The sequence below is a fragment of the Salipaludibacillus sp. CUR1 genome (genome assembly GCF_021028955.1).
GTDB lineage: Bacteria > Bacillota > Bacilli > Bacillales > Salisediminibacteriaceae > Salipaludibacillus.
Genome location: NZ_JAIWPE010000004.1, coordinates 1 through 12,423, shown reverse-complemented (window position 1 = coordinate 12,423; position 12,423 = coordinate 1). Strand labels below are relative to the sequence as shown.

At 46.5% G+C, this 12,423-nt stretch carries 6 protein-coding genes; all 6 read left to right on the top strand.

The genetic code is table 11. The annotated features are described in order from the left end of the window. Positions 1-326: 326 nt before the first annotated feature. The 6 genes from K8O68_RS00200 to K8O68_RS00175 all read left to right on the top strand — a co-directional run bounded on the left by K8O68_RS00200 (position 327) and on the right by K8O68_RS00175 (position 12,374). A complete protein-coding gene (locus K8O68_RS00200; RefSeq protein ID WP_230894935.1) occupies positions 327-1,442 on the top strand; it encodes a cysteine desulfurase family protein in 1,116 nt (371 codons plus the stop codon). 102 nt (positions 1,443-1,544) lie between these two features. Further along, positions 1,545-1,694 carry a hypothetical protein gene (locus K8O68_RS00195; RefSeq protein WP_177174211.1) on the top strand — a complete coding sequence of 50 codons (150 nt, stop codon included), beginning with the start codon at positions 1,545-1,547 and terminating at the stop codon, positions 1,692-1,694. Positions 1,695-2,217: 523 nt separating this feature from the next. Next, positions 2,218-2,517 (top strand): ArsR/SmtB family transcription factor, encoded by a 300-nt coding sequence (locus K8O68_RS00190; RefSeq protein ID WP_230894962.1) that lies wholly within the window; start codon positions 2,218-2,220, stop codon positions 2,515-2,517. A 258-nt stretch (positions 2,518-2,775) separates the two neighbouring features. Next, positions 2,776-11,004, top strand: a complete 8,229-nt coding sequence (locus K8O68_RS00185) for a glycoside hydrolase family 94 protein (RefSeq protein WP_230894934.1) — start codon at positions 2,776-2,778, stop codon at positions 11,002-11,004. 72 nt (positions 11,005-11,076) lie between these two features. Continuing rightward, complete coding sequence (galU, locus tag K8O68_RS00180) at positions 11,077-11,961, top strand: UTP--glucose-1-phosphate uridylyltransferase GalU (RefSeq protein WP_230894933.1); 885 nt, start codon at positions 11,077-11,079, stop codon at positions 11,959-11,961. Positions 11,962-12,221: 260 nt separating this feature from the next. Then, positions 12,222-12,374, top strand: a complete 153-nt coding sequence (locus K8O68_RS00175) for a YrzI family small protein (RefSeq protein WP_230894932.1) — start codon at positions 12,222-12,224, stop codon at positions 12,372-12,374. Positions 12,375-12,423 lie beyond the last annotated feature (49 nt).

Below are 12,423 nucleotides of genomic sequence, written 5' to 3'. Positions count from 1 at the left end.
CAGCTCATTTGGCAGCAGCTTAAAAAGCATTTTGAAATGTATGTAAGGTCTGTTGTATATCACTTTCTAATAATAAGCGTAGCACATTGACTGAATACTTACAATATTACGTTTTTTTAGTGGAAACTGGGAGGTTTATGCCAGATGAAAGAGTTTATTTCTTACAAAAAAATATTTAAGTTACCTCGATTTCCAGCCTCCCTGATAAACTGATAAGCTCAGTAAACGACGTCGGGGACGGCAAATTTTCCCGCTTATTAGTTCATTTGGTAGAATAAAAGAGACACTCTTTAAACATATCCCCGCGAAAAGGAGGACACTGATAAATGACTCATATTTATCTCGATTTTAACGCAAGTACGCCAATCGCCCCGGAAGTGGGAGAGGCTATGGAGCCGCTTGTAAAAGATTATTACGGCAATCCATCCGCAGCACACTGGGCTGGCAGTCCTGTAAAAGACATTCTGCAGCAGGCACGAAATCAAGTGGCACAGTTAATCGGAAGTTCAGCAAATGAAGTGATTTTCACGAGCGGCGGAAGTGAAGCGAACAACCTGGCCTTGAAAGGCTACTTTTTCAAACACCGCCACCGGGGAAATCATATTATTTCGTCAACCATCGAACACCCGGCAATTATCAGCCCTTGCAGGTTTCTTGAAAAAATGGGAGCTGAAGTCACTTATATAGGGGTGGATGAGTTCGGCAGAGTGGCACCTGAAGATATTGAGGCGGCTATTACGGATGAAACGATTCTTATCAGCCTGATGCACTCAAATAATGAAGTTGGAACACTGCAGCCAGTTAAAGAAACTGGTGAGATCGCAGCAAAGCACGGGATTGCTTTTCACACTGATGCCTCTCAGTCCGTCGGAAAAGTGCCAGTGGATGTAAAGGAGTCAGGAGTGGATATGCTGACGATTGCCGGCCATAAACTTTACGCGCCTAAAGGAATCGGAGCGTTGTACATAAAAAGCGGCATTGAACTGGAGCCTCTAATTCACGGAGCCGGCCATGAATTTGGGCTCCGGGCGGGGACTGAAAACACGCTGCTCGCTGCAGGGCTGGGTAAAGCGTGTGAAACAGCGGAAAAAATTCTGCCTGACAGCCGGGCGAAAGAACTGACAGATTATTTTTGGAAAGAACTTAAAGGCAATTTTGGGGAAAAAGTTGTTTTGAACGGCCACCCGGAAGAGAGGCTGCCAAATACGCTGAATGTCAATTTCATCAATAGAACAGGCCAGGAAGTACTGGATGCCATGCCGGAAGTAGCCGCTTCCACGGGTTCTGCGTGCCACGCCGGGAGCGTAGAATTATCTCCGGTATTAAAGGAAATGAATGTCCCTGAAGAGGTCGGCATGGGCGCTGTCAGGTTCAGCACAGGAAGAACGACAACCAAAGAAGAAATAGACATGGTGGTGAAAAAGCTTAAACGTATGTTGTAAATTTCTGGGGGGTCTGACCCCTTTGTGAATTTTCACATTTAGAATAGGAACCCCCTTTTTCCGGTAGACTAAAGGAAAAAGCAGTGGAAAGGGGCACTTCAGATGGGTAAAAAAGAGAAGAAGCACAGCCGGCAGTTTAAAGAGAATGAAAATCATGGGGAGCATCGTCGCGGACGGCTCAGCCAGGTTAAGAATGTCAGTGAGCACAAAGGCGATGCGGAGGATGCTTACGTTAACCCCGAAAGAGAATAGATAGCTCCATGCCTTGCGGCTGCCGCAAGGCATTTTTGTAACCTAGGCATCGGGCAAACCGGCGGGTCATCTGATCATGATGAATAAATCGATTCAAATTGAAAGCAGCCAGCAAATTAGAAGACCGCTCCTTTTCCGCCTCCTGGATTTAAAATAATTAAATGTATAAACGTCCCGGCTTGAAACAAAACACGGGTAAGGGATGCAGGTCAGCCCTTCAGACGTCCTGCTTTATATTCCGCCTGCTGTTTGTGATGCCTTCTTAAGACCAGTCCAATTTATGTGATCACAAAGCCTTTTTAACCGGCTTTCCTTTCATAGGTTAAGTGATTATGCAACGGACGTCTCCCAGCCGTTATAAAAAACCGGCTCCGGATTTGGTAAATAAGGCTTAGACGGTTAATCCAGCAGCGGCAGCCATATGCCTTGATTTTAGAAAAATGTGGCTATATAATACAGTCCTGTTAAATGTATATTGATTATGGAGCGGATAATTGTGAAATCAACAAGTGTAAAGCCGCATATGAAAATAGAAGATACTGACCTGCAAAATTACCAGAAAAAATTTAAAGCGCTCGCAGATGAAAAACGCCTCCAGATCCTTTCGATTTTATGCAGTGAGGGAGCGTCTTTTGTAGGGGACTTAACCGAAAGAGTAAATCTTCCTCAGTCTAAGCTGTCGTATCATTTAAAAATACTTCTGGAAGCAGACATAATTCTTAAAGAACAAAAAGGGGTATGGAATTATTACGAAATAAATAATGACGTTTTAGATAACCTCCTGTCTGAAGAACTGTGCAGAAAATTTCGCCCGGCTGATTAAAGCCGGGTGTTTTTTAGTGCAGGTAATGTGCCTTTCCCTTCTCTCCAAGCAGTCACATTCCCGGCGTTTTGCTCCTTAGCCTCAGTTCCCGATTTTACATTTTTTTCCTCCCAGTTCCCTGTTCCATTGCCATTTCTTTAACGAAACTAATTAAATTTCCTTAATATACCTTCAAAAATGAATAATTTCCCCCGAAAATGAAAACCCTTTTTCAGAGTGACTTCTTTTCTGAAGATATGATTTTTTGGGGGCAATAACATGACGTTAACTGCGAAACAGATGAAGGTAGAAGCGCATAACTCGGCATTGCAGCATGATCCTTATTTGAGTAGAAAAACCCCGTCCCATTTTTGGAAACGGAACGAGTCTCATATTGAGGAACTGCGGTCGTTTGTTGACAAGCTGCGCCACAACCAGCCGGAATGTGCCCAGCCGGCCGAAGAATGGCTGCTGGACAATAAAGAATTTATTGAAGAACAGGTTTTGATGATAAAAGATAGTTTATCAAAAGCTTATTTAAAGATGCTGCCTCACCTGAAGAATACGGGGGAACTGAGGGTTCTTTCTATTTGTGAAGGTTATGTTCATCTGACAGACGGAGACTTAAATAAAGAATCATTTATGGACTATCTGAAAGCTTACCAGGAAGTTTCTGTTCTGACGATAGCCGAAGTGTGGGCGCTGCCAATTATCATGCAGGTTGCGCTAATCAGGCATTTGGCCAAAGGAATGAAGCCAGTAGAAGAGCGGCATGAGATCTGCAAGCAAGTGGCCGCCATGCTCTCAGATGTGAGAACTGAAGACTTGACTCCGGAAAAATTAAAAGAAGTAATTGAAAAAGCAGGTTACGAGATGCCTCTTTCAGGGCCTGTAATCGTTCATCTTGTCCAGCACCTCCGGGAACGGGCTGATTACTCAGCTACTGTAGGTGAATGGCTGATATGCAAGCTGGAAAACGGACCTGAAAGTCTGGATCACATTATGTCTTATGAATATCAGCTGCAGGCGGGATACCAGGTAATGACAGGGAACGTTATTACGAGTATGCGGCAGCTGACCAGATGGGACTGGCAGGCGGATTTTCAGGAACTGAGTATGGTAGAGCAGACGTTAAGGAAGGAAGCTTCCGGGGTTTATCCCAGGATGGATTTTTCAAGCAGGGAAACGTTAAGGAAAAAAGTAGAGTTCCTTGCCAGGCGCATGAGCGTACCGGAAAATCTGGTTGCTTCCCAGGCTCTTGAATTAGCTGATGAGGCGGCAAGCTCCTCTGGAAATCAGCAAGTTCAACATTTGCCTAAAACTGCTTTTGTTTCTTACTATTTACTGGAAGCAGAAGGGCTTGTTTCGTTAAGAAAAGCCTTAAAAATGTGCAGTAAACCAAAGCCGATTCCTGAAAACGGCGTTAAGAGAAGGGCTTCTCAATCGTACTTTTCTCTTTTTACCGTCCTGTTTTTAGCTGCAGGAATGGTGATTGCATCTTTGGCAGCAAACGGGGCGGTCTTTACACCGGTGGAGTGGGCACTGCTTGGGCTGATTATATTATTGCCGGCAAGTGAATGGGCTGTTACCGCCGCTCACTGGATGATAGAAAGAGTGACAAGGCCGGTGCCGCTTCTGAGATATGATTTATCAGAAGGCGTGCCTGATGACGCGAAAACGATGGTCGTTATCCCGGTGATCTGGTCGCGGCCTGAAGAAGTTGAAAAATTAAGTGAGCGTCTTGAACTCCACTATTTAGCGAATAAAGATTCAAATATTCATTTTGCCCTTCTTGGAGATTTTAAGGATTCCCATAAGAAACAGGCTGAAGGGGACAGGGCTCTTTTAAATACGGCCCAACAGGAAATTACAAGGCTTAACAAAACTTACCCTGGGAGCTCTTTCCATCTTTTTCACAGGAAGAGAGTGTGGAACCAGTCAGAAAACATATGGATGTGCTGGGAGAGAAAGCGGGGCAAACTGGTTGAGTTTGTTGAGCTTTTAAAAGGAAAAACAGATACAACCTTCGATGTGGTGATTGGAGATACAAGCAAGGTTAAAGATATCCGGTATATCATTACACTTGATGCTGATACAGAACTTCCGTTTGAAAGCGCCCGCCGAATGATCGGGACGATGCATTTGCCATTTAACCGGCCGAAGCTGAATCAGTCCGAAACAAGGGTCGTTGAAGGGTATGGCGTACTTCAGCCCCGGATTGGCATGAGCCATGAAGCAGCAAACCGTTCCCGTTTTGCCTCCTTATGGGCTGCTGAACAAGGAATTGACCCTTATTCGTTTGCTGTATCTGATCCATACCAGGATGGATTGGGAGAAGGGATTTTTACAGGAAAAGGAATTTTTGACTTAGAGGCCTTTCACCATGTGCTGTGTGACCGCATTCCTGATAACCGTCTTTTGAGTCACGACCTGCTGGAAGGCGGTTTTCTGCGGGCGGGACTCATGTCGGATATCGAACTTGTAGATGATCACCCTGCTAAATTTATTGCCCACCAGAAACGGCTTCACCGCTGGGTGAGAGGGGACTGGCAGCTGCTATTGTGGCTGATGCCAAAATCACGCAACCGCAGGGGGGAACTCGTTCCTTCCAATTTGTCCATTCTTACCCGCTGGCAGATTATCGATAATTTAAGGCGCAGCCTGATGGTTCCAGCGTTATTTTTAATTCTTTTAGGCGGGCTGACTGTTTTCCCGGGCAGTCCTGTTTTTTGGACGCTGCTCGTACTTGCAACGTTATTTTTGCCGGTTATCCGTCAGCTCGTCATGGTGAACCACCTTTACAAATATCCTAAAGGGCTGTTTTATTCTGCTGCCCAGGCAATGGTCACTTTAATTACGATGCCTTATCAGACAGTTGTCCTGATGGACGCGATTATCCGTACGCTTTACAGGCTGTTTGTGTCGAAACGACGTTTGCTCGAGTGGACACCGGCTGCGGAAGTCGATCGTCACAGCGAAAAGAGAGGTGCGCCGGTATTATCAGGACTGTACGGCGGTTATGCTCTCACTGCTCTTTTTTTCTTTGCAGTGTTCTGGACAGGCAGCGTTTTAGTTCAGACGCTTGGAGCTGCTGTTATTATTATCTGGGCGGTCGCTCCTCTTATCATTCAGTGGATGGACGCCCCTGTGCCGGAGGAGCAGTTTCACTTTTCACAAGCCGAAAAAGAAGAACTTACAGTCCTTTCAAGGGAAATCTGGGATTTCTACGAGGATTTTGTTGCGGAGGGAGATAACTGGCTTCCGCCCGATAATATTCAGGTACACCCGCCTAAAGGAATCGCCCATCGGACGTCTCCAACCAATATAGGCCTGTACCTTTGCAGTGTTCTGGCTGCAAGAGATTTCGAATTTATTGATACGGCCGGAATGATTGACCGTATTGAAAAAACAATTTCTTCTGTGGAGCGGTTGAAAAAGTGGGAGGGCCACTTGTACAACTGGTACGATACGATTACCTTGAAACCGTTAAACCCTCAATACGTGTCAACGGTCGATTCAGGAAATCTGACAGGCTGTCTGATCGTTTTAAAGGAAGGAATCGCCGAGTGGCTGGATTCATTTGATGCGGCAAAGGAACCGCACGTAAGAGACAGAAGGGATGAGCAGCATCAGCTTGCTCTGTCTGAGGAGCTGGCTCCTTTAGAGCTGAAGGAATTTAAGTTGAAAAAACGTGAAGGGGCCCTTGAGAGCAGAGGTGCCAGGCTGCTTAAAAGAATAGAAAAGCTTATTGATGAAACGAATTACAGGCCGCTCTATAACCCAAAAGCGAAATTATTTTCGCTCGGTTATCACGTGGAAAGGCATAAACTTGATGATGTACTCTACGACTTAATGGCTTCTGAAGCCCGGCAGGCAAGCTATATTGCAATTGCTCTCGGTCAGGTACCGGTCTCGCACTGGACTTCCCTTGGAAGGACAATGACCAGGGCAGAGAATAAGCCGGTGCTCCTTTCCTGGTCTGGAACAATGTTTGAATACCTGATGCCGAATATGTTTATGAAAACTTATAAAGGCTCCTTGTGGGAAACAACTTATGAAGCAGTTGTCAGCCGGCAGATCGCCTACGCCCGCGAGAGAGGGGTACCTTTTGGGATTTCAGAATCAGGCTATTACGCTTATGACTATGATATGAACTACCAATACCGTGCCTTCGGTGTCCCTGGCCTCGGATTTAAACGGGGACTGGAACAGGATCTGGTCGTCTCCCCTTATGCGACTGTTTTATCTCTTCCTTTTTCGAAAAAAGAAGGGCTTAACGCTTTAAATGATTTGGAAAAAGTGGAGGCAAGGGGCAAATACGGCTTCTACGAGGCAATTGATTTTACGAGGGAGCGCCTGCCAAAAGACAGTGACTATAAAGTGGTTCAAAGTTATATGGCACACCATCAGGGCATGAGTCTGCTGACCCTAGTGAATCTGCTTCATAAAGATGTGATGGTGACAAGATTTCACCGGAATAAAGCTTTACGGGCGGCTGAGCTGCTGCTTCAGGAAAGGGTTCCGAACCGTCCGAAAGTTATCGACCATCATGCGATTAACCGTAAACACGAGCATTATTTAAAGGCCGTGCAAAGCGAGCCGGCTGTAAGAGAATATTCGTCGCCGCATACGCCGGTTCCGGAAGTATGCACGCTTTCAAACGGTAAGTTTATGACTGTGATATCAAATACAGGGAGCGGCTACAGCCAGTTTGAAGGACGGGCAGTGACAAGGTGGCGCCATGACCCTGTGAAAGATTCCTGGGGAAGCTACATTTATATCAGGGACACGTCCAAAGATGAGGTATGGTCGCCATCTTTCCAGCCAGGCCGGACGGAAGCTGAGAAGCAGTCTGTTCAGTTCAATCTGGGACGTGCACTGTTTTTAAGGGAAACGGACGAAATGGAAACAAGCATGGAAGTGTGTGTCTCTCCGGAATGGCCAGCAGAAGTCAGGCGGCTGACGCTGACAAATACGTCGGAAGAGACGAAAATTATTGAAGTTACCACATTTTCTGAGCTTGCTCTTGCTCATTCTATAGCTGATGAAGCCCATCCTGCTTTCAGTAAATTATTTATCCGGACCTCTTACGATGCAGAAAATGCCTGCCTGGTGGCCGGACGCAGACCAAGAGAGGCTGGAGAGCAGACGCTCTGGGCTGCCCACACGCTTACTGTTGAAGGAAAAACAGAAGGCCAGGTTGAGTATGAAACAGACAGGGGTACTTTCATCGGGCGTGGACGGGAGCTTGCTGATCCTCAAGGGATTAGGTCAAGACTGCAAGGCAAAACGGGCTCTGTGGCCGATCCGGCTTTTGTGATGAGAAGACGGATCACTCTTCATTCAGGGGAACAGATCCAGCTATTTGCTGTAACGGCTGTAGGTGAGACTGAAGAAGAAGCAGTGGATGTGTTGCAAAGGTTTAACTCAGACAAGATGGTGGAGCGGGCCTTCCAGATGGCCTGGACACGCACTGAAATTGAACTGAGAAACTTGCAGTTAACACCTAAAGAAGCGATGGACTTTCAGATTTTAGCGGGAAGAGTGCTTTATAGCCCGCCTTTGAAAAGAGAAAGAGAAAGACATATTTTATCTAATCAACAAGGACAATCGAAACTTTGGCAGTTCGGCATATCGGGAGACCGTCCGGTGGCCGTGGTTAGAGTCAGGGCAATGAGCGATATGGCTTTCGTCGGGAAAATACTGACAGGCCATGAATATTTGCGGCGGCTGGGGATTTTATTTGACCTTGTCATTCTAAACGAACTGGAAGAAGGGTACTTCCAGGAACTGCAGGAAGCCTTGCAGCAGACAGTGGAACACGGGGTTGACCGTTTCGGGGAAGGGGCGGCTGGTGTCCATGTCATTGCAGGGGCCCAGTTAAATGATCAGGATCGCTCATTATTTTTGTCTGTTGCAAGAGTGGTCTTGCACAGCTGGGGAGCAGGGCTCCGTTCTCAGCTTCGGATCATTGAAAATCAGGACTTAAAGAAACTTCCGAAGAAACTGGCTGCTGGCGAAAAAGTTAATAAATGGCACACCGTCCCCCGGCAACGTCCTGCGAGAAAAAATGTAACCTCTAATTTACTGTTTTATAACGGCTGGGGCGGCTTTTCGCCAGATGGAAAAACGTACCGGATCATCCTGAAGAAAGATAAGCATCTCCCTGCCCCTTGGATTAATGTGATCGCGAACCCTGACTTCGGCTGTTTTGTATCAGAATTGGGCACAGGATATACATGGTGGCGAAACAGCCGGGAATGTAAGCTCACCCCGTGGTCGAATGACCCTGTGCTGGATCCTCCGGGAGAAAAGCTTTTTATAAGAGATGAGGAAAACGGGGATGTTTGGGGCGGCACTGCTTCCCCAGGCGAGCAGGAAGAACCTTACGTGGTTACTCACGGAAGGGGATTTACAAAATTTGAGCATGAAAGAAATGCTGTTGCGCATACAATGACTGTATATGTGCCATTAGAGGATCCGGTAAAGATTGTAAAAGTGACTTTAAAAAATCATTCTCTTGAACCTAGGAAGCTTTCGTTAACGTATTATGCTGAATGGGTTTTAGGAGTGAACCGACAAAGCAATTCACCTTTTATCGTTACGGACTGGCATGAGGATAAGGGAGTTTTGACAGCCCGTAATAACTACCAGGAAACTTTTCGCGAGGCGACTGCTTTTCTGGGGATGTTTTCAGAAGGAGGGACAGAGGACAAATCGTTTACAGCCGACCGGAATGAATTTATCGGACGGAACCGGAACCTGGAAGATCCCGCTGCCATGAAACGTGAACAGCTTTCAGGACGAACAGGAACCTTTAATGAAAGCTGCGGCGCTTTACAGGCAAAAATAACGCTTCAGCCGGATAGTGAAAAGGTTGTCTATATTCTGCTGGGCTGTGATGCCTCACAAGAAAAAATTGACAGGGTAATTCATAAGTACAGCCAGGATTCCAATTGCCAAAAGGCTTTAAAAGATGTAGAAGCTTATTGGGAAAATACATTGGAGCATATCAATGTTCAAACGCCATCGCGCAAGATGGATATTCTTTTGAACGGCTGGCTTGTCTACCAGTCACTTGCATGCCGGATGTGGGGACGTTCAGCCTTCTATCAGTCAGGCGGTGCCTACGGTTACCGTGACCAGCTTCAGGATTCTCTGTCGCTTCTTCATATCCACCCGGAATTAACACGAAAACAGATCCTTCTTCATGCTGCCCATCAGTACGAAGAAGGTGATGTGCAGCACTGGTGGCATGAAGAGACACATATGGGGATCCGGACCTTATTTTCGGATGACTTATTATGGCTGCCGTACGCTGTTTCCAGGTATGTCGAGCATACCGGCGACCTTTCCATTGCAGATGAAGTGGTGCCATTTTTGAAAAGTGCTCCGCTTCAGGAAGGGGAACATGAACGTTATGAACCGACGGTCGTTTCAGAGGAAACCGGCACTGTATATGACCATTGTTTACGTGCCATTGAAAAAGCATTAAGCCGAACAGGCGAGCATGGTCTGCCTCTCATCGGCGTTGGTGACTGGAATGACGGCATGAATCTTGTAGGAGCAGAGGGGCGCGGAGAAAGCGTCTGGCTGGGATGGTTCTTGTGCGATATTTTAAAACGGTTTGAAGACGTGCCGATGGTCCGTAATGATGCCGCTAAAAGCAGTTATTTCCGCCAAAAGAGGGAAGAGCTGATGGCCGCTTTAAATGAACATGGCTGGGATGGGCAATGGTACCGCAGGGCATTTACAGATCAGGGGAACTGGCTCGGGTCAAATGAAAACGATGAGTGCAGGATCGACGCGATTGCCCAGTCCTGGTCAGTAATTTCAGGAGCGGCCCCGGAAACGCGCGCCCTCCAGGCTATGGATTCATTTAACCGGGAACTGGTGGACAGAAACTTATCTGTTCTTCGATTGCTTACTCCTCCTTTTGACAAGACAGAGGACAGCCCGGGTTATATTCAAGGATATCCTCCGGGTATTCGTGAAAATGGCGCCCAGTACACCCACGGGGTGATCTGGAGCATCGTAGCCTATTGCCAGCTCGGCAAACAAGACCTTGCTATGGAAATGTTCCAGTTGCTGAACCCGATCACTCATACCCGCACAGACCATGAAGTAAGAGAGTATAAAGGGGAGCCGTACGTCATGGCAGCTGATGTTTATACAGCTGACCCACATAAAGGGCAGGCGGGCTGGACGTGGTATACAGGAGCAGCGGGCTGGATGTACCAGGCAGGGCTGGAATGGATTCTCGGTATTCGCCGCAGGGGAGAAAAGCTTGTGATTGACCCTTGCATACCGGAAGAATGGCCGGGGTATTCATTCAGTTACACTTATGGCACCTCCCGATACGAGGTGGAAGTGGTAAACAAAAACAGCTGCGGAAATACGGTACGGAGGCTGATTATTAATGGAGAACAAAAAAATACCGGCGACACCCTGTTTGAAATTCCTTTGAGTGATGATGGCAGAATGCATAAAGTTAAAGTTTACCTGTAAAACTTGAGGAACAGGCGCTTAAGTGCATTAAAAAACAAGAAAACGTGCCTTATAAAGGAGAGGGGAATGTGCATGACAGGAAAAATTACTAAAGCTGTAATACCGGCGGCTGGATTCGGAACCCGGTTCCTGCCGGCTACAAAGTCTCAGCCGAAAGAAATGCTTCCCTTAATAAACAAACCTGCGATTCAGTATATTGTGGAAGAGGCGATTGCTTCAGGTATTGAGCATATACTGATAATCACCGGCAGAAATAAGCGTTCAATTGAGGATCATTTTGATCATAGCGTTGAGCTGGAAAATATTTTGAAAGACAGAGGAAAATGGGCACAATATAAAGAAGTGCTGGAAATTGCTGAAATGGCGGATATTCATTTTATCCGCCAGAAAGAACAGCTCGGTCTGGGCCATGCGATTCACTGTGCAAGGGGGTTTGCAGGAGATGAACCATTTGCAGTCCTGCTCGGGGATGATGTCATTCATAACCCTGCTAAACCAGCGCTTAAACAGATGATAGAGCAATACGAACAGTATGGTAAGTCAATTGTAGGTGTTCAGGAAGTAGCGACTGAAAATGTCTCTAAATACGGCATAATTTCCGGAGACAGGGTAGACGGGGCAGATGGTTCGGTGTATGAACTGGATAACCTTGTTGAAAAACCGGCTCCGGAAAAAACACCTTCCAATATGGCGATTGTCGGCCGGTATATTATACAGCCGGAAATCTTCGGCATCCTGAGTAATACCCAGCCGGGGATGGGAGATGAAATCCAGCTTACTGACGCACTAAAGACGCTGTGTATGACTCAGGGCATGCAGGCCCGCCTCCTTGAAGGGAACCGTTTTGACATCGGTGACGTGTGGGGCTATATTCAGGCGACTTTTACTCTTGCAATGGAAGATGATAAATTACAGGATAAACTGAAACACTTTTGTATGGAAAACTTAAACAAATAAGTAATGTTCAACCCGCGGCCTCCTGAAATAGGAGGCCGTTTTTTTTGGAGCGAGCGGGAGGAGGGGGCTGGGAATTGCTGGGGGGTCTGTCCCCCCAGCAACTTCCAAAAGGCCGAATAAAACTTCAGCCTTTGGTTGGAGGGGAATTCAACCTGCGGGTCGCTTCGGAGAAAGAAATTATCCCTTACACTGAAAGTAACAAAAGAAAAGAACAAGACAGAAGCAAATTAATTTGAATATAAGAAAAGAAGGTGAAAAACATGATCTTTCATTTGTTTAACTTCACTGTGAGCATTTCCAAACGGCATTTTTCAAATGATGAGTTAAAGAGGGAGATGACAAGAAAAGCAAAAAGACATGCAGAACTTGAGTTAAGAGCGAAGCAGGCAGGGTATGCCAGGCTAATAAAGTAGACTTAAACATTTGGCGTATCGTTCCGAAGTATAATTGTGGGGGGGGGGG